The following is an 18071-nucleotide window of genomic DNA, read 5'->3' on the forward strand; positions in this document are numbered from 1 at the left end:
GATTGTAGCCGAAAAACCACGAGAGCACCCGAACAACCCGGCGAACCTCCGGTTCACGACAATACTTGCAAAAAAACGCGAGCCAAGCTGGCTTCGGCGCGCCGAAGCGCGCGCATCCAAGCCCTACAAGCCCTCGCCGTAGCCGAATCGGCGAATCTGGTTCTCGTCGCGCCGCCAGTTCTTCTTCACCTTGACCGACAGGTCCAAGAACACCCGCGTGCCCAGCAGCTGCTCAAGGTCGGCGCGCGCTTCGGTGCCGATCTGCTTGATGGCGGCGCCTCGTTTGCCGATGATGATGCCCTTCTGGCTGTCGCGCTCCACGTAGATGCGCGCGAAGATGCGATGGAGATCCTTCTTGCGGTCGTATTCCATCTCTTCCACCTGCACGCCGATAGCATGGGGCACTTCGTCGTGGAACGAACGCAGGATCTTCTCGCGGATGAACTCCGCCACCACGACCTCGATCGGCTGGTCGGTTTCCATGTCGAGCGGGAACCACGCCGGGCCCTCGGGCAGCAGGAACACCACTTCCTCGATGAACGCGTCTACGTTCTTCCCGGTCTCGGAGGACAAGCCCACCATCGCATCCCATTCGCCAAGCTTCTCGGCCGCTTCGCGTTGGCGGGAAAGCTGCTCGGGATTCACGAGGTCGGTCTTGGACAGCACGCAGATCTTCTTCGCGCGCGATCGGCGCAGCTGCTCGGCCACCCACTCGTCGCCGCGGCCCACGGGCTTCGACGCGTCGATGAGCATGGCCACCACGTCCACGTCCTCGAGCGCCTTGAGCGCGGAGACGTTCAGCTCCTCGCCCAGCGCGTCATGCGGCTTGTGCAGGCCGGGCGTGTCCACGATGATCATCTGGTAGTCGTCTTTGGTGTAGACCGCGCGGAAGCGGTGGCGCGTGGTTTGCACGGTGTTCGACGTGATGGCGATCTTCTTGCCCATGATCGCGTTGAGCAACGTCGACTTGCCGGCGTTCGGCCTGCCCACCAACGTGACGAAGCCGGATTTGAAGTGTTCGGGCATTTTCAAGGTTGCGTTCCTTCCAACCGATTCTGTATCTTTGCGCGACGCTGAAGTTCTACGCCCCGAGCAGCGCCGCCAAGCGAGGGACGAACACGAGCGCGGCCACCGTCACAGCGGCGAGGGCGAACACGAGCACGGCCGCCGCCGCGCAGTCCTTCGCGCGCCGCGCCAGCTCGTGGTACCCGGGCGACACCAGGTCGACCACCGATTCGAGCGCCGTGTTGAAGCACTCCGCCGCGAACACCGCGGCGATGCACAAAACGATCGCGATCCACGATACGGCGTCGATGCGCAGCAGAACGCCCAGGATCACGGCCGCTGCGGCAACGGCCAGGTGTATCTTCATATTGCGCTGCGTGCGCACCGCGAAGACAAGCCCGTCTCCCGCGCATGAGAACGCGCGGCCGAGCGAAAACCTCGCATGCGATTCCTTCGACGCCCGATTGCGGACGAACCCTTCTTCGTCCCGCACGTCCCCCTGCGCAGAAGCGCGCTTTTCCCCGTCCTCGTCCATGATGTTCGACGCTTTCGTGATCACGTCGAGCGCTTAGCGCTTCGACCAGGCTTCGAGGATCTCGGCCTCGCGCTTTTCCATGACCTCGGCCTCGTCGTCCTCGATGTGATCGTAGCCGCACAGGTGCAGCAGGCCATGCACGAGAAGCAAGCTGATCTCCTCTTCGAAGGTGGTACCGAACTCGCGCGTCTGCCTGCTTGCCACGTCCGGGGCGATGATCACGTCGCCCAGCTCGAACACGGGGTCCTGCGCCAGCGTCATGGCCGACAGATCGTCGTCCACGCCGTCGCACTCGAACGACAGCACGTCGGTGGGACCGGATTTCTGACGGTACTTCTCGTTCAGCTCGGCGATGGCCTCGTCGGTGACGAAGCTGATGGACACCTCGGTGTTGAAGGGCTTGTCCTCGCGCGTCAGCACGAACTGGGTCAACTCGTGCAGCGGCAGCTTTTCCAGCTCGTCTTTTCTGAAATCGTAGTTGATCTGGATATCCATGGCTTATCCCTTCTTGCTTGCCTGGTCGTAGGCGGATACGATGGCGGCCACCAGGGAATGGCGCACCACGTCTTTGCCGGAGAAGTCGCAAAACGCGATATCGTCCACGTCTTCGAGAATGTGGCGGACGCCCTTGAGCCCGGAAATGCCGCGCGGCAGATCGAGCTGGGTCACGTCGCCCGTGATCACCATCTTGGAACCGAATCCCAAACGCGTCAAGAACATCTTCATCTGCTCGGGCGTGGTGTTCTGCGCCTCGTCGAGGATAATGAAGCTGTCGTTGAGCGTGCGCCCGCGCATGAACGCAAGCGGGGCGATCTCGATGACGCCGTTGTCTATGAGCTGGGTTGCGCGCTCCATGTCGGTCATGTCGAACAGAGCGTCGTAAAGCGGCCGGATGTAGGGATCCACCTTTTCGGTCAAGGTGCCCGGCAGAAAGCCCAGGCTCTCCCCCGCCTCCACGACGGGCCTCGTCAAGATGATGCGTCCCACTTCCTTGCGCTTGAGCGCAGCCACCGCCATGGCCATGGCCAGGTAGGTCTTGCCCGTTCCGGCCGGCCCGATGCCGAAGGTGACGGTGTTTTCGCGAATGGCGTCCACGTACTGCTTCTGACCGGCGGTCTTCGGGCGTATGGCCCGTCCTCGGTACGTGAGCAGGATGTCCTCGCGCAAAGCGCGCGGCGAGAATTCAGCCGTGCGCAGCAGGTCGATAGCGCGACGGACGTAGTCCGAAGTGGGCTCGTCGCCGCCTTCCACCAGCTTGATGAGATCCGAGAACAAAACGGTAAGCGACTGCACCTCGATGGGATCGCCTTCGAGCATGATGGAATCGCCCCGTACCGTGATGCGCGCCTCGAACGCGCTTTCCACGATGTGCAACAGCTCGTCGGCCGGGCCCACGATGAGCGCCATGTTCACGCTCTGAGGAGCCGTGAGGGTAATGTGCGTCTGATCAGTCATGCCGGCTATTGTACCATGCGGCCGCCCGCTCGGAGACGATGTCACCGAACCGACAAGGGAATATGGTGCAGGTGCCCAAAACGGTGCCCGGAACAAGTTCGCAGTCGATTCGCATTGTCGCCCGAAACGTACGGTTTTGCCGCAGAAACCGTACGTTTCGGGCGACAATGCAGTCCGCGGGACCGTCCCTAGGCCAGGCGGTACGCCCAGAGCGTCTTGGTCTGGCCGATCACCTGGTCGATGCTCCACGTTCGATCCGAGCGCTGCGCCGAGTACGGATCGTTCACCTTGAGCGTGCCGTCGTCGGCGAGCCCCGTTACGACGAAGAAGTGGCCGTTGTCCGTGAAATCGCCGGGGCCGACGTTGCAGATGACCACCGCGCCGCTTTCGAGCGCGCTGCGCAGGCTTCCCGCATCGACCCCGATCGGCTGGCAGGACAGGCCGAGCGACGCCGCTTCGTTGGTCAAGAAGGACGAATCCGTGCCGTCGAAGGTGGCCATGTAGCCGCCCTGCTTCGCCCGAACGCCCATGTCGTAGGGCGACAGGTCGCTTTTGCCCGTCAAACCCTGGTACACCATGGAAAGCGCCGTGGGACAGCACCCCGTAAGCGCGAACGTGGTCGAGCTGTACACGGTGAAGCCCCAGCGGCTGTCCCACTGGTACAGCCGGGGCACCTCGCCTTTGCGCGCCTCGTCGCACGCCCCGGCTTCGCTGGCAGGATACGCGTCGGGGAACTGCCTGACGGAGGAAACGGCCTCGGGCTCGGTCGCCGCCAGTTTGAGCAGCTTGTACTGCACCGCTTCGCCGTCAACCGCGTACGCTTGGGGATGCGCGGCAATCCAAGCCGCATCGTCGCTGGTCTCGGCCGCTTTCACAAGCTGCGCGGTCAGGTCGTCTCCGAGTATCGCGGAAAGAGCCGCCTGGTCGATGGGATCTTTCTGCGGTTGCTGCGCTTCAGGGGCAGGATCGGGAGCCGGCTCGGGCTGCTCGGCCGTGCAGCTTGCGCAGCTGCGAACGCCCACCACGGCCAGCACGATCAGGAGCACGGCCGCAAGCCCTGCAAGCAGGCGCTTCGGACCGAGTGCGCGGACGGCATTCGACACGGCATCGACGCCCGCAAGCAAGAGGTCGGCCGGTTTCGAGCCGCCATGATGCTGCTCGCCCGCACCTGCGCGGCGGGCTTGCCGACCATCGGGGCGCGACGACGCTTCACGTGGCGGATGCGGGCCGGCCGCTTGCCCGTTGCGCCGTGCGGTTCGCTCTTCAAGCCGTTTGCGCGCTCGCTCGCGCGCCTCTTCGTCGGTCATGGCTTCCCCGTTTCGCGATCGTTATCGAAACAGAGTATACCGTTGCACCTGCGCGAACGCCAGACGGAAGTCGGTCGTACAGGACTTCCGCCAGCAGTTGGCTACAGGGCGACCTCGACGAGCGACCCGACTTGCGCGCCCGCAGGAGCGTCCACCTCGTGATAGCTTTCCGTCATGGCCACGCCGCCCTCTTCCACCAGGGCAAGCTCGACGGTTCCCACGCGACGGGCGCGGTCGGCGGCGCGCAGCTCGTCGCCGAGGGCGCGCAGGGCTGCGGCGCGCGACGCCTTGACCTCGGAAGTCACCTGGTCGTCGCGCGCAGCCGCCGGCGTTCCCTCGCGGCGCGAATAGGGAAACACGTGAATCTTCGAGAAGCGGCAACGCCGCGCCACGGCAAGCGTCTCCTGGAACTCGGCATCGGTCTCGCCCGGAAAGCCCACGATGACGTCGGTCGACAGGCTGATGCCGGGCACGCTGGCGCGCAATCGGTCCACGAGCGCCTCGAAACGCCTCGCATCGTAAGGACGCGCCATCTCGCGCAGCACCTTGTTGCTACCCGCCTGCAAGGGCAGGTGCAGATGGCGGCACACGCGACCCTGCGCAGAAGCCAGCAGCTCGATGAACGCCTCGTCAACGTCGCGCGGCTCGATACTCGACACGCGGAAGCGCACGGGAGGCGCGTCGGATTCGTGCAGGCCCGCCGTCTCGTCGAGCAGGCGGCGCAGCAGATCGGCCAGGCGCAACGCGCTTGGGTCGCGCCGCGCGCCGTCGCGATACGACCCCAGGTTGATGCCGGTCAGCACGATCTCGCGCGCTCCAGCGCGTGCGAGCGATGCGCATTCGGCCGCCACGTCGTCGGCTGGACGACTGACGGCGCGACCGCGCGCCACGTGCACGATGCAGTACGTGCACGCGTTGTCGCATCCGTCCTGAACCTTCACGCCCACGCGCGTCCGAAAGCCCCGGCCCAGCGGCAGCACTGAAGCAGGCGCAAACTCGACGTCCCCTTCGCCCGCCTTGGCGACGCAAGGAACGGCGCCCGTATGATCCCATTGCCCTTGCTCGATCTGCTCCAGAAGCTGGCCCTTGCCCACGACGCGCACGCGCGGATCCATAGCCTCGTACGTTGCGGCGTCGATGGCCACCGCGCACCCGGTAACCGCCACCGCGGCACGATCGTTGCAACGCAGCGCGCGCCGCACGGCCTTGCGCGTCTTCTTCTCGGCCTCGCCGGTAACGGTGCACGTGTTCACCACGATCAAATCGGCTTCGCTTTCAGCAACGCAGGCCTGCCCTCGGGCAAGCAAGGCGGCGGCGAAGGAATCCGACTCGACCCGGTTCACCTTGCACCCCAGGTTCACCACGGCGAAGCTCATAGCAGTCCCTTTCGAGGAGCGCGGCCGGGATCGAGCGTCCGGCGGCCCGCTTCCCCGGCTTCGCCCGCCTGCTCGGGCGTACGGACGGATTCGCCCTCGGAGGCGCCGCTCGGCAACGGATCCGCCCCGTCGCCCGCATCGCCCCGGTCGCTCACCGCCGCCATGCGACCCAGCTCGTAGAGCACGAGCGCCGGCGCCACGATGCCCGCCGTTTCCGTACGCAGAATGGAAGGTCCCAGCGTGACCAGCGCCGAAGAAGGGTTGCATTCCAGAAGCGCATCCACCTCACGCTGCGTCAAACCGCCTTCCGGGCCGACCACCACGACAATGCGCGCCTCGTCGGCCGGCATGCTGTTGCGCATGAGGCCACGCGCGATCGCGTCCTCCAAGCGCGCCGTCTGCGGAGCCTCTTCCCAGCAGATCAGCACCGCAGTCGCGTTCTTCGCGAACGCGCACGCCTCGGCAAGCGACAAAGGCGCGCTCACCTCGGGAACCGCTCGCTGGCCCGACTGCATGGCGGCGCTTTTGGCGATGGCACGCCAACGCTCCGCCTTGGACGCAGTCTTTTTCGCATCCAGTTTGACGATGGAGCGCTCGCATGAAAGCGGGACGAACCCGCTCACTCCCAGCTCGGTCGCGTGGCGCACGACCGTTTCCATCTTGTCCCCCTTGGCAAGGCCCTGCACGAGCACCACCGAGGGCCCGTTGGAGCCGCGCTCGAACCGCTGGGCTACGCGCACCAGGGGAATCTGGTCGGAAAACGACACGATCTCGCATTCGAAATAGTCCTGCGCGGCATCCACCACGGCAATGTGCTCGCCCGGAGCAAGGCGCAGCACGCGCGCATGCTTGGCATCGTCGCGTGCCAAGCGCAACGGGAAGGACTCGGCGGGCTCGTCGGCGATCACCTGGTCGTGCAGGTAGAAATGTGGCAGGGACATACGGGGAACCTCGCAGGTCGAACGGTCGCAGGGTGATACAAGTGGGCGCATCGGCCGGCAGGCCGACGATCCTACTGGAACGCGTCGCGCAGTTTCTGCAACGGCGTGCGCTCGTCGGCCACGTCCTCGCCCATCTCCTCGGCCAGCTGCTCCAAAAGCTCGCGCTGCTTCTTGGTGACCTTCTTGGGCACCTGCACGTTCACATGCACGAACATGTCGCCGCGCGCGTCGCTGCGGAAGCGCGGCATGCCGCAGCCCTTCACGCGCACCACCTGCTCGTTCTGGCAGCCTTCGGGAATGCGAACCTGCACCTTCTCGTCCTCGAAGATGCCGTCGATCTCGATTTCCGAACCGAGCGTTGCCTGCACGATGGACACGTTCGCACGCGCGTGCAGGTTGTCGCCATCGCGTTCGAAGAACTCATGCGGCTGGATGCGGCAGGTTACGATCAGGTCGCCCGGACGCGCGCCGTGCATGCCTGCTTCGCCGAAGCCGGACAGGCGAAGCTGCTGGGAATCGCGGATGCCCACGGGAACCTCCACGGTCACGCGCTGGCGGTCGGGCACGCGGCCCTGGCCCTCGCATTCCGGGCACGGGTTCTCGATAGTATGGCCGGTGCCGCCGCAGGTCTTGCACGTGGTGGCCGTCTGCATGTCGCCCAAGAACGTACGCTGCACGGTGACCACGCGGCCTTGCCCGTTGCAATCGGGGCACACGACCTCGCGACCGTCGGGGCCCAAGCCCGAGCCGTCGCAGTCGGGGCACGGAGCCAGGCGATCGTACACGATCTCCTTCTTGGCTCCAGCGGCCACTTCCTCAAGCGTCAGGCGCAAGCCGACGCCCATGTCGCGGCCTTCGCGGCGCTGGGGCGCATGGCCAGCGGCCTGCCCGCCGAAGAACGAACTGAAGATGTCGCCCATGCCGAAGCCGCCGCCGAACAAATCCTCGAAGTCCACGTAACCGCCGCCGTAGGGGTTGCCGCCGCCCGCCGCGCCCGGCATGGTCCCGAACCGGTCGTACTGCGCGCGCTTCGCCGGATCGGACAGCACGTCGTACGCTTCGTTGAGCTCTTTGAACTGGTCCTCGGCATCGGGGGCTTTGTTTACATCGGGGTGCAGCTCGCGCGCGCGGCGGCGAAACGCCTTCTTGATCTCGTCTTCGTTCGCGTCCCGCGACACTCCCAGAACTTCGTACAGATCCTTGGCCATCTGTCGTTGAAACCTTTCTTCACCAGCGGAAGGACCGCCCCTTCCGCTGCACTCGTTTTTGCTTCTACCTAACTGCTATACGTCTTCGAGCGCGGAGCTTGCTATGCGCACCGCGCGGATAACCTTCGAGTAATCCATGCGCGTAGGGCCTACCACGGCCACCACGCCGGCAGACTCGCCCCGTCCGTACCGGCTTGCCACCACCGACACGCCCGAAAGCGCCGCGGCATCGTTTTCGCTGCCGATGCGCACGCTTGGAACGCCGGCAGCCTGACGGGACGCCTCGTCCATGATCTGCAGGAGCACCGTGTCGTCCTCGAGCACTTGCATGACGGGCAGCAACGCCTGCGACTGGCTGAATTCAGGCTGGCTGAGCAGCGAGCTTACGCCTAGGCGATGCGCGCGCGACTGCTCGCTTTCCTGCAAGCACGACAGAACCTCGTCGAGCGCCATGCGCACGAGCGGGTCGCGAAACGCCTCGACCATGCCCTGCCCCAGCCCGTCTTCGATTTCCTGGAGCGACTTGCCCGTGAAGACGTCGCTCAGGAAATGCTGCACGTGCGCCAGATCGTCGCCCGAAACCTCTTCGGCGAACTCCATCTGGCGATTGAACACCTGGCCGTCTTCGGTCACCAGCACCACGAGCGCCCTCATGGACGACAGCGATATCAGGGAAAGCTGCTTGATATGCAGGTTGAGGACCGAGGGGGCGATCACGATGGAAAGGCAGTCGGTCAAGCGCGTCAGAGCCGACGACGTCTGCTCGAGCAGGGCGTCCAGCTCGCTCGCACTGCGGCGCAGCTGGTCCACCACGGGGCTGTAACGATCATCGTCGCCCGCAAGGTCGGTCTGCAGCAGGTTGTCGACGAACGCGCGGTACCCGTGATCGGTCGGGATGCGCCCCGCCGACGTGTGCGGCTGCGCGATATAGCCGCCGTCCTCGAGAACCGACAGTTCGTTGCGCACCGTCGCGGGGCTCACGCCCAGCTGGTAGCGCTCCGTCAACGTGCGCGAGCCCACCGGCAGAGCGCGCGCGACGTATTCTTCGATGAGGGCTGCAAGCACCCTTTGCCTTCGATCCGAAAGCACGCTTCTCCACCTTTCCTCTCTCTTCCACCGCTCAAGCCGCCGCTTCATCGGCACCAGGCGATGCAATACCAACGTGTCATTTTAGCAGCCGATGCAAGAGAGTGCTAAAAAAGGTGACAATTATGGAGAATCTCAACGGAAGCGTCACAGAACGCGGCGGCTCGCCGCCAAATCGGAGCCGCCGGAAGGCAGACGACCGCGAACGTGGGCGCAAATCGGGACCTGCGACACCGTCGAGCACGAAGACGCCGAGGTGCGGATCGCTCCCCTCGAGGCGCTTACGGAGCAAGATCGAACAGGTCCCCGTACAGCTCGTTGCCGCAAAGCCACCCGCGTTCCGTGGGTCGCCAGCGACCGCCTTCGTGAACGACCAGGCCCCGGTCTTCCAGGTCGGCAAGCGTTTCGCCTACCCGCGGCAGCAGCCCCGCCGCGCGTTCAACGCGCGCGTCGGACACGCCGCGCGTCATGCGCATGCCCAGCATGAGGTCTTCCGCCGCCATTTGGCGCGCATCCAGATCGTCGGTGACCACGCCGTCCTTCACCCGCATGCGCCGCTCGGCGTTCTGCGTCATGGTGGCGGCGCTGCGGCCCAGGCCCAGGTAGGGCACGCCCGTCCAGTACGCGATGTTGTGGCGGCACGCGAAACCCGGCCGCGCGTAGCTGGCCACCTCGTACCGCTCGAAGCCGGTTTCGGTCAGAACCCGCGCGGCGATCTCCATGTGCGATGCCTCCACGTCGTCGTCAACCTCGTCCAGCTCGCCCGCCAGAACAGCCGCGTCGAACGGCGTGTGCGGCTCGACGATGAGGGGGTACACGCTCACATGGGTCGCCCCGAGCGCAACGGCTTCGCGCACGCTCGCCTCGAAGCTAACGTCGCTCTGGCCCGGAATGCCGCACATCAAGTCCACGCTGACGTTTTCGAACCGGGTCAGCGCCGCTTCGATAGCCCGGCGCGCATCGTCGGCGGAATGCGCGCGACCGAGCGTGCGCAGCACCTCGTCGTCGAAGCTCTGCACGCCGATGGACAGCCGGTTCACGCCCAGCGCCCAGATGTCGCGCACCATGCGCTCGGTCAGGCTTTCGGGGTTCGCTTCCATGGTGCATTCCACGTCGGGCTCGAGCCGCATGGACAAGGACAGCGTGTACAGCAGCATCGACAAGCGCGAAAGGCCCAGATGGCTCGGGGTCCCTCCGCCGAGGTACACCGTTTCAACGGAGCCCAGCTCGCCTTCTTTCGCCTTGCGACGAACTTGAAGCACCAAGTCGTCCACGTACGCGTCGATCTCCGGCGCATCCGTCGGCACCGCCGCCGTGGCGAAGTCGCAGTATCCGCACCGCTTCACGCAGAACGGCAGGTGCAGGTACAGCGCGCGATACGGATCATGAGGCATGATGGGCCCTTTCCAGCAACTCGTCGAACACCCGGTCGAAGTCCTCCACGGTCACGCAGGCGTTGATCTTCCCGCGCGCCGACGCCGCGCCCGGCAGGCCGGCCAGATACCACATGGCATGCTTGCGCATGCGCACGATGTTCTTGCCCTCGCGCTCGGAAAGCAGCCGCGCATGACGTCGCGCCATGGCTATGCGCTCGTCTACGTTCGGCATCGCAGGCTCGGCGCGCCCGGCAAGCGCCGCCTTCGCCTGCGCGAACAACCAGGGGTTTCCCTCTGCCGCGCGGGCGATCATCACGGCATCGCAGCCCGTGCGCTCGACCATGGCCGCCGCGTCGCAGCCGCGCTTCACGTCGCCGTTGCCGATCACCGCAACGCTTACGGCCTCCTTCACGCGGGAGATCACGCCCCAATCGGCGCTGCCGCGGTACAGCTGCTCGGCGAACCGCCCGTGCACGGCCACGGCCGCCGCGCCCGCGTCTTCCATGCGACGCGCGAACTCGGGGGCGCTTTCATCGCCCATCGCCCAACCGCGGCGGAACTTCACCGTCACCGGGTGCTCCACGGCATCCGCCACGGACCGCACGATGCGCGCCGCCAGCGCAGGGTCCTTCATGAGGGCCGAGCCGTCGCCCTTCGTGACGATCTTGCGCGCCGGACAGCCCATGTTGATGTCGAGGTAGGCAAGGCTCTCCCCCATTTCCTGCTCGATCCACCCGGCCTGTGCCGCCATCGTATCGGGTTCGTGCCCGAACAGCTGGACGGCCACCTGGTCCTCGCCCGCGGCCAGGTGAAGCAGGTGGCGCGTCTTCTCGTTCGCGTACGAGAGTCCTTTTGCCGACACCATTTCAGTGTACGTGAGATCGGCGCCCTGCTCGCGGCAGAGCGTCCTGAACGCCTCGTCGCTCACGCCCGCCATGGGCGCGAGCAGCAGGCGGTGCTTTTGGAAAAAATCGTGCATGATGCCTTTTCGCTCGTTGGAGACGGCCGCGCGCTACATGCTGGACAGAATGTCGAGCGCGCTTATGCCCGCGAATATGAACAGGACGACCAGAGCCACCACCGCGAACAGGCACCCGCAGCCGACTGCAGCCTTCGCGCCGCTGCCCATGCCGGCCGGCTGCTGCGCGGCCTTCTTGTCGTTGAAGGGATCGTCCAGCCAGTCGAACTCTTCTGTATCCTTACGTGCCATGCAACCTCCTCGGGCTTTCGATCACTCGTCCACTTTGAGGATCGCCATGAACGCTTCTTGCGGCACCTCCACGTTTCCGATGTTCTTCATGCGCTTCTTGCCGGCTTTCTGCTTCTCGAGCAGCTTGCGCTTGCGGCTGATGTCGCCGCCGTAGCACTTCGCCAGCACGTCCTTGCGCTTCGCCTTTACGGTCTCGCGCGCCAGAACCCGCCCGCCGATAGCGGCTTGGATGGGCACCTCGAACATCTGGCGAGGAATGATGCTCTTGAGCTTTTCGGTCAGGATGCGCCCGCGATCGTACGCCTTGTCCTTGTGCACGATGAACGACAGCGCGTCCACGGGCTTGCCCGACAGCAGGATGTCGAGCTTCACCAGCTTGGAGGGCTTGTATCCGTCCATCTCGTAATCGAGCGACGCGTAGCCCTTCGTGTTGGACTTGAGCTTGTCGAAGTAGTCCATGATGAGCTCGGACAGCGGGATCTCCCACAGCATCTCCACCGTGGTGGTGGACAAATAGTTCATCGTGATGAAGGTGCCGCGCCGCGCCACGGTCAAGTCCATGACCGCGCCCACGTAATCGGGCGGGATGAGGATCTTCGCCTTGAGGTAGGGCTCCTCCACGCGCTCGATCTCGCCGGCGTCGGGCATCTCCTGCGGCGAATGCAGGCTTACCATCTCGCCGCCTTGCTTGTACACGTGGTATTCCACGGAAGGCGCCGTGGCCAGCAGGTCCAGCCCGAACTCGCGCTCGAGGCGCTCCTTGATGACCTCCATGTGCAGCAGGCCCAAAAAGCCCACGCGGAAGCCGAAGCCCAGCGCATGCGACTTCTCGGGCTCCCAGATAAGGGCCGGATCGTTGAGCGAGAGCTTTTCGAGCGCCTCTTTGAGCGGTTCGTACTGATCGCCGTCGATGGGGTACAGGCCGGTGAACACCATGGGCTTGACCTCACGGTATCCGGGAAGCGGGTCGCTCACGCCGCCATGGGCCTGCGTGATGGTATCGCCCACCTTCACCTGCGAGACGTCCTTGAGCCCCGTCACCAGGTACCCGACCTCGCCCACGCCGAGCGCCGGAAGCGCCGTCTCGGCGGGTCGGCGCGCGCCGACCTCTTCCACCAGCGCTTCGGCGCCGGTGGCCAGCATGCGAATGCGGTCGCCCTTCTTCATCTGCCCGTCCACCACGCGCACGAGCGCCACCACGCCGCGATACGCATCGAAGTACGAGTCGAAGATGAGCGCGCGCAGCGGCGCGTCGGCCACGCCGACGGGCGCGGGCACGTTGTACACCACGGCCTCCAGAAGATCGTGCACGCCCACGCCGGTCTTGCCCGAGGCCAGCACCGCGTCGTCGGCGGGGATGGCCAGGCCGTCCTCGATCTCCTCGCGCACGCGATCCGGCTCGGCAGCCGGAAGGTCGATCTTGTTGATCAGCGGGATGATCTCCAGGTCGGCGTTCATGGCCATCATCGCGTTGGCCACCGTCTGCGCCTCGACGCCCTGCGTGGCGTCGACCACCAGGACGGCTCCTTCGCACGCAGCCAGAGAACGGCTCACCTCGTAGGTGAAGTCGACATGGCCCGGCGTGTCGATCAGGTTGAACTGGTAGGTCTGGCCGTCGTCGGCCGTGTAGTCCACGCGCACAGCCTGGCTTTTGATGGTGATGCCGCGCTCGCGCTCGATGTCCATGCTGTCGAGCAGCTGCTCTTGCATATCGCGCTTCGACACGGTGCCGGTCAGTTCCAGCACGCGATCGGACAGCGTCGATTTGCCGTGGTCGATGTGCGCGATGATGGAGAAGTTTCGTATGAAGTGAGGGTCGGTGGTCATGTCCTGTCTTTCAAAACGTAAAGCCCGCGCGCGGGCGCTTGAGAAACGAAAGCCTATTCTACCTTATTCGCCCCGGGTGGAAAGGGCGCGCCCGCTACAGTTCCACGACAGCGGCGTGCGGGCTCGACGAGCCGACGTGCGCCAGCTGCGCGCGAACGGAACCGCCTCGTTCGCGTCGATCGCCCGATGCGCCCGGGCGCGCAGCCCGCAAGCGTTGCCGCAAAGACGGCAACCGCGAGTGCGTCAAAGCGGGATTTCGCGAAGGATACGGGCGGGCCTCCCCTCGGCTCTTTCACTCTTTCTCGGCGAATGGGTGGTTTCGTGTGCGGTTTCGACAAATTCTCGTGCAATCTCGGCCAACCTTTGCTATTCTATCGCATTGTGTATCCAGCGATACGTACGCGCGATGGGCGTTTCCATCGCCGAATCAGCAGACGTGGCTGCGCTTTACGATTCGTAGATGCTGGGTGACCGATAGGTCGATGGAGCAGAGAAATCCCGCCTGTTCCCCATGCATCGAGCGCTTTCTTTGAAAGCTGGGTCCTCATGGATCGCATGCGTGGCTATCGGACGCCTGGGCAACGAGCGCGTGACGCCGGAAGCACGGGAAGCCCGAAGGCTTCGCAGAAGTTTACGTTCGTGATCCATTGGAGGAAACACACACATGGCGAACATCAAGAGCCAGAAGAAGCGCATCATCACCAACGAGAAGGCCCGCATGCGCAATCGCGCCGTCAAAAGCGAGCTGAAGACCGCTATCCGTCGCGTCAAGGAAGCTGTTGCCGCCGAGAACGGCGCCGAGGCTTTCGCCGCCGCCATGGCCGCCTGCCGTTTGCTCGACAAGGCTGCCTCGAAGGGCGTTATCCACAAGAACCAGGCTGCCAACCGCAAGAGCGGCGTCATGCTGCTCATCAAGGACCTCGTGACCGACGCCGATCGCGCCGCGTACGTGAAGCCCGCCAAGAAGGCTCAGAAGACCGGCTCCAAGAAGGCCGAGCGCAAGGCTGCCCGTCTCGCAGAGATGAAGGCCGCGTCCGAGGAAAAGGCGAAGCGCCGCGAGAAGCACATGGCTGAAGTGAAGAAGGCCGAAGAGCGCAAGGCGAAGGAAGCTGCCGAAGCCGCCAAGGCCGAGGCTGAGGCCGAGAGCGCCGAGGAAGCCGCTGAATAGCGACCACCCTATCGGAGATCGCCCCGCGATCCTTCCGCATATCAAGAGAGAACAGGCCCCGGTTTCGGGGCCTGTTCGCATTCTCGCGCCGGTTTTCGACCACGGCTCGAAGCTCCCGCTGCCCCTGCATGCGAAAGCGCCGCCGCAACTCGCGCCTCCGTGCAGAGACATGAGCTGCGGCGGCGCTTGACGCGCGCGAGAAACGCGGTGCAGGGATGTTCGCTGCGCTAGCGCGCAACCACGCCGAGCACCCATTCGAGGAAGGCGGCGTCCGGATCGGCGCCGCTTTTCATGGCGCGCTCGGCGTCGCGCGCGGCGACGAGGGCCGCGCGCAGCTGCGCGGAGGTGAACCCGCGCGCCCAGGTCGCATGGTTCTTCACGCGCCAATCGGGCATCTTGAGCGCCGCAGCCACACCACGCGGATTGCCGCGATCGGCCAGCGCGCGAGCGCAGACGAGCTCGCGCAGGCGCGTCGTGCACATGGCCAGCAGCGCATGCGGAGACACCGAGTCCATGCGCCCCAGGTACAGCAGGCATTTGCGCGCATCGCGCGCCGCGAAGGCGTCGACGAATTCCCACGGCTTGACCTCGGCGGTGCGACTGACCATGGCGACGATCTCATGCTCGTTCACGGCATCGGTTCCGCGATGCGCAAGCGCGATCTTCTTGAGCTCGCTGTCGAGGTGCACCGTGTCCTCGCCCACCAGATCCACCAGCTTCACAGCGGCGCCTTCGGTAAGCGTGACGCCGTGGCCCACCGCCATGGCGCGAACGGCCTTGGGAAGCTCGAAGCGCTTGAGCGGAGCGCAGTCGATCACGGCCGTCTTTCCGTGCTTGGCGACGGCCTTGTACAGACGCGTGTTCTTCGCCAGCTTTTCGGCTATCAGGGCGAGCACGGTGGTTTCCGCCGGTGAATCGAGGTAGGCTACCAGCTCCTCGGAATCGGCTTTCTTCAGCTTGTCGGCGACGCGTACCTCGACAAGGCGCACGGGACTTGCGAACGGCACGGTATTGCATGCCGAGACGATGTCGGCGCCGGTTGCCGTTTCGCCGCTGAATTCGTCGGAATTGAACGACAGGTCCCCCAAAGCGGAAAGGCGAGCGCGAAGGCGCTTCATCACCGCGTCTCGCTTCAGGGCGTCCTCGCCGCATATCAGGTAGACGGGGAGCAAGGGTGCGTTTTGTTTCTTCTGAGCAGTCATGGCTTCATTCTACCGCAGCGTCTCCACGACGATTCTATCGGGTTCCAATTTGCATGAAACATCCCCCGACTCATCGGTTCGCAGTACGCGCGACCCCGCGCTTTCCAAGATCTCAAGGGTCTTGGCGGCCGGGTGCCCGTACCGATTTCCCGCCCCTGCGCTCACCAGGGATATCTTCGGAGACAACGCAAAGGCAACCTGCTCGTCCAAAGCGTTCTTCGATCCGTGGTGGCCCACTTTGTAGATGTCGACCCCTTCCGCCGCTCCTGTGTCCAGCAGCTCTTTCACCTGATCGCGCTCGGCATCGCCTACCAGCAAGGCGGTCCAGTCCGTCGAACCGTCGCCGTCCACGTCCGCAAGCGCTTTGAGGCACAGGCTGTCCGCGTTCCCGCCTTCGTCCTCGAAGCGCCTCGGCCAGACGACCTGCAAATCGATCGACCCTACGCGAACGCTATCGCCCAGCGCGAGGCCGCAGACGCCGTCCTCCCCCGCCACGGCGACGGCGTCTTCCCGCAGGCTTCGACACGCATCGCACGGGCAGGCGAGCGCGTCTTGCGCAACGAAGACGCGCTCCGTACGGATCATGCCCGCCAGGGAGGAAAGCGACCCCTTGTGATCGTCGTCCCCATGGGTCACCACGACGGCGTCGAGGCGCGAGAGCCCCTGCCGCGCAAGCGCCTCGAACAGCCTTGCATCCTGATTGCCGGTATCGACGAGCACGGCGGATCCGCGGCTCCGCACGACGATCGCATCGCCCTGCCCGACGTCGAGCATGACGATGCTATCGCCGCCTGCGGGCGGCGCAACCAGAAAGCACGCCGCCGCGAACGCGACGCACGCCGCACCGCCCAGCACGATGCGCCGAGTCGGCCGCGGCCACGCGATCCAAAGCGCCGCCGCCAGCGCGATCGATACCGCCAGCGCGGCAAGAACCGAAACGGAGGCGGGAACGCTTGCGTACGGAATGCGCGCCAGCGCTTCGACGGCCGCGGTGAGGACGTACGACCCGGCGCAGGCGACGTCGAGCAGAGCGGAGGCAACCCCGGGAGCCATCGTCGCAGTTCCCACGCACAGCAGCCCGAGAGCGCACGCGGGCGCGAACAAAGGAGCGGTGACCACGTTGGCCAAAGGAGCCACCAGCGAGAACTGCGAGAACAGCGCGGTCGAAAGCGGCGTTGCCAGCACAGCGGACGCGAAGGTGAGCGAGAGCGCTTCGCAGGCAAAACGGGGGACCCGGGGCGCCGCATGGGCGATCCAAGCCGAGAACAGGCTGGCGAACAGCACGATGCCCAACGTCGAGAGCGCCGAGAGCGCGAACGAGACGGACAGGGCGACACGCGGATCAAGGCTCGCGAATCCCACGATGCAGACCGCCAGAGCGCTCAGCGCCGCAGGACGGCGCCCGACCGCGAACGAAGCCATGCCCGCGAACGCCATGACAGCGGCTCGAACGGCCGATGACGGCGCGGCCGTCAAAACGAGGTAACTCAAGAGGAGCGCCGCCTGGACGACTCCCGTCACCGCGCGGGGAACCCTCAGCGCGCGCAGCGTCGCGCAGCAGAACGCGGAAACGATGGAAAGATGCGCACCCGACACCGCCACCACGTGGGCCAAGCCCGCAACCTTGAACGCCTGGTACGTCGATTCGGGCAGGTGCCCCCTCCATCCGCAGACAAGCGCGGCAAGAACCCCGCTCTCGCTGCCGCCGCGGTCAGTCAGAAGCCCGATAGCGCGCGACCGCAGATCGACCAACACCCCCATCGGCCCGCCGCGATCCACCCGCTCCAAGCCGAAGACGCGCGCCGACGCCACCGCGCCGTTGCGCCAGCAGTACGCCGCCGAAGAATCGGAAGGAGCTGAGAACGAAGCCTGCGCCTCGAACGCCTGGCCGTACTGCAGAACCCCTTCGCCTTGGGGAAGCTGCACGCGCACGAGAAACGACTCGCCGCCTTCAACGGTCGCACGCGCAAGGCACGTCGAACCGAACATGCCCGCGGACCCGTCAGCCACGGCTTGAAAAGACGCGCGGGTCGAAAGGCCCTGGACGCGCTCTTCGAAGCCGTGCTGCACCGCAGCGTGCCAACCGCCGCAGCACACCCCCAGGGCGCACCCTAAGACGACGACCCCCGCCAGCGCGCCTCGACGCCGCCACACGAGCGCCAAGCACGCAAGCGAGACGACCAGCCCGACGGCTCCGATAGCCGCGCACGCCGAAGCCGACAAGAGGCGAGCGGCTTCGACCACGGCCGCGCACGTCGCCCAAAGCCCCAACGCGCACCCGAACACGGGCGGCAGCGAGGGGCGAACGGGAATGCGGCCGGCATCCGCGCGCAACCCGTCGGCGTATTCGGCTTCGGGCACGAAAGCCGCCCGCG

At 65.5% G+C, this 18071-nt stretch carries 16 protein-coding genes; 1 reads left to right on the plus strand and 15 read right to left on the minus strand.

What is annotated here, in order from left to right:
* Positions 1-123: 123 nt before the first annotated feature.
* From era to lepA, 13 genes are all read right to left on the minus strand, one after another.
* Positions 124-1026, minus strand: coding sequence for a GTPase Era (era, locus tag LQE90_RS00820; RefSeq protein WP_114565698.1), 903 nt, complete (start codon positions 1024-1026; stop codon positions 124-126).
* Between the two features lie 55 nt (positions 1027-1081).
* Positions 1082-1564 (minus strand): diacylglycerol kinase family protein, encoded by a 483-nt coding sequence (locus LQE90_RS00825; RefSeq protein ID WP_231088154.1) that lies wholly within the window; start codon positions 1562-1564, stop codon positions 1082-1084.
* 9 nt (positions 1565-1573) lie between these two features.
* Positions 1574-2035, minus strand: coding sequence for an rRNA maturation RNase YbeY (ybeY, locus tag LQE90_RS00830; RefSeq protein ID WP_114565699.1), 462 nt, complete (start codon positions 2033-2035; stop codon positions 1574-1576).
* Positions 2036-2038: 3 nt separating this feature from the next.
* Entirely contained in the window at positions 2039-2995 is a 957-nt protein-coding gene (locus tag LQE90_RS00835) for a PhoH family protein (RefSeq protein WP_216528530.1), read from the minus strand.
* Positions 2996-3183: 188 nt separating this feature from the next.
* The gene (locus tag LQE90_RS00840) at positions 3184-4302 is read right to left on the minus strand and encodes a C39 family peptidase (RefSeq protein ID WP_216528531.1); all 1119 of its coding nucleotides are present in this window, start codon (positions 4300-4302) and stop codon (positions 3184-3186) included.
* Between the two features lie 101 nt (positions 4303-4403).
* Complete coding sequence (mtaB, locus tag LQE90_RS00845; protein WP_216528532.1) at positions 4404-5678, minus strand: tRNA (N(6)-L-threonylcarbamoyladenosine(37)-C(2))-methylthiotransferase MtaB; 1275 nt, start codon at positions 5676-5678, stop codon at positions 4404-4406.
* Complete coding sequence (locus LQE90_RS00850) at positions 5675-6619, minus strand: RsmE family RNA methyltransferase (protein WP_216528533.1); 945 nt, start codon at positions 6617-6619, stop codon at positions 5675-5677. The genes mtaB and LQE90_RS00850 overlap by 4 nt, the downstream gene beginning before the upstream one ends.
* Positions 6620-6690: 71 nt before the next feature.
* Positions 6691-7827, minus strand: coding sequence for a molecular chaperone DnaJ (gene dnaJ, locus LQE90_RS00855; RefSeq protein ID WP_114565704.1), 1137 nt, complete (start codon positions 7825-7827; stop codon positions 6691-6693).
* A 75-nt stretch (positions 7828-7902) separates the two neighbouring features.
* The gene (hrcA, locus tag LQE90_RS00860) at positions 7903-8964 is read right to left on the minus strand and encodes a heat-inducible transcriptional repressor HrcA (protein WP_114565940.1); all 1062 of its coding nucleotides are present in this window, start codon (positions 8962-8964) and stop codon (positions 7903-7905) included.
* 230 nt (positions 8965-9194) lie between these two features.
* The gene (hemW, locus tag LQE90_RS00865; protein ID WP_216528534.1) at positions 9195-10307 is read right to left on the minus strand and encodes a radical SAM family heme chaperone HemW; all 1113 of its coding nucleotides are present in this window, start codon (positions 10305-10307) and stop codon (positions 9195-9197) included.
* Positions 10297-11268 (minus strand): tRNA dihydrouridine synthase DusB, encoded by a 972-nt coding sequence (dusB, locus tag LQE90_RS00870; RefSeq protein ID WP_114565706.1) that lies wholly within the window; start codon positions 11266-11268, stop codon positions 10297-10299. Before dusB ends, hemW begins: the two co-directional genes overlap by 11 nt.
* Before the next feature lie 33 nt (positions 11269-11301).
* Positions 11302-11499: a hypothetical protein gene (locus LQE90_RS00875; RefSeq protein WP_114565707.1), complete on the minus strand. Its 198-nt coding sequence runs from the start codon at positions 11497-11499 to the stop codon at positions 11302-11304.
* Positions 11500-11520: 21 nt separating this feature from the next.
* Positions 11521-13326, minus strand: coding sequence for a translation elongation factor 4 (gene lepA / locus LQE90_RS00880; RefSeq protein WP_216528535.1), 1806 nt, complete (start codon positions 13324-13326; stop codon positions 11521-11523).
* 664 nt (positions 13327-13990) lie between these two features.
* On the opposite strand from lepA, the gene rpsT reads away from it, so the two are divergent.
* Positions 13991-14494, plus strand: coding sequence for a 30S ribosomal protein S20 (gene rpsT, locus LQE90_RS12340; protein ID WP_114565709.1), 504 nt, complete (start codon positions 13991-13993; stop codon positions 14492-14494).
* 227 nt (positions 14495-14721) lie between these two features.
* On the opposite strand, the gene holA is transcribed toward rpsT, so the two are convergent.
* Together holA and LQE90_RS00895 are read right to left on the minus strand one after the other, a co-directional pair.
* Positions 14722-15696 (minus strand): DNA polymerase III subunit delta, encoded by a 975-nt coding sequence (gene holA, locus LQE90_RS00890; protein ID WP_216528536.1) that lies wholly within the window; start codon positions 15694-15696, stop codon positions 14722-14724.
* Between the two features lie 9 nt (positions 15697-15705).
* The gene (locus LQE90_RS00895; protein WP_231088155.1) at positions 15706-18057 is read right to left on the minus strand and encodes a DNA internalization-related competence protein ComEC/Rec2; all 2352 of its coding nucleotides are present in this window, start codon (positions 18055-18057) and stop codon (positions 15706-15708) included.
* Positions 18058-18071: the final 14 nt, after the last annotated feature.

Source organism: Paraeggerthella hominis (assembly GCF_021044775.1).
Taxonomy (GTDB): domain Bacteria; phylum Actinomycetota; class Coriobacteriia; order Coriobacteriales; family Eggerthellaceae; genus Paraeggerthella; species Paraeggerthella hominis.

What these genes read in the sequence shown, in the direction of transcription:
- dnaJ (WP_114565704.1), bottom strand. Translation starts at nt 7,827, where the DNA reads ATGGCCAAGGATCTGTACGAAGTTCTGGGAGTGTCGCGGGACGCGAAC.
- ybeY (WP_114565699.1), bottom strand. Translation starts at nt 2,035, where the DNA reads ATGGATATCCAGATCAACTACGATTTCAGAAAAGACGAGCTGGAAAAG.
- LQE90_RS00850 (WP_216528533.1), bottom strand. Translation starts at nt 6,619, where the DNA reads ATGTCCCTGCCACATTTCTACCTGCACGACCAGGTGATCGCCGACGAG.
- rpsT (WP_114565709.1), top strand. Translation starts at nt 13,991, where the DNA reads ATGGCGAACATCAAGAGCCAGAAGAAGCGCATCATCACCAACGAGAAG.
- LQE90_RS00835 (WP_216528530.1), bottom strand. Translation starts at nt 2,995, where the DNA reads ATGACTGATCAGACGCACATTACCCTCACGGCTCCTCAGAGCGTGAAC.
- mtaB (WP_216528532.1), bottom strand. Translation starts at nt 5,678, where the DNA reads ATGAGCTTCGCCGTGGTGAACCTGGGGTGCAAGGTGAACCGGGTCGAG.
- LQE90_RS00840 (WP_216528531.1), bottom strand. Translation starts at nt 4,302, where the DNA reads ATGACCGACGAAGAGGCGCGCGAGCGAGCGCGCAAACGGCTTGAAGAG.
- lepA (WP_216528535.1), bottom strand. Translation starts at nt 13,326, where the DNA reads ATGACCACCGACCCTCACTTCATACGAAACTTCTCCATCATCGCGCAC.
- era (WP_114565698.1), bottom strand. Translation starts at nt 1,026, where the DNA reads ATGCCCGAACACTTCAAATCCGGCTTCGTCACGTTGGTGGGCAGGCCG.
- hrcA (WP_114565940.1), bottom strand. Translation starts at nt 8,964, where the DNA reads ATGAAGCGGCGGCTTGAGCGGTGGAAGAGAGAGGAAAGGTGGAGAAGC.
- hemW (WP_216528534.1), bottom strand. Translation starts at nt 10,307, where the DNA reads ATGCCTCATGATCCGTATCGCGCGCTGTACCTGCACCTGCCGTTCTGC.
- LQE90_RS00875 (WP_114565707.1), bottom strand. Translation starts at nt 11,499, where the DNA reads ATGGCACGTAAGGATACAGAAGAGTTCGACTGGCTGGACGATCCCTTC.
- holA (WP_216528536.1), bottom strand. Translation starts at nt 15,696, where the DNA reads ATGACTGCTCAGAAGAAACAAAACGCACCCTTGCTCCCCGTCTACCTG.
- dusB (WP_114565706.1), bottom strand. Translation starts at nt 11,268, where the DNA reads ATGCACGATTTTTTCCAAAAGCACCGCCTGCTGCTCGCGCCCATGGCG.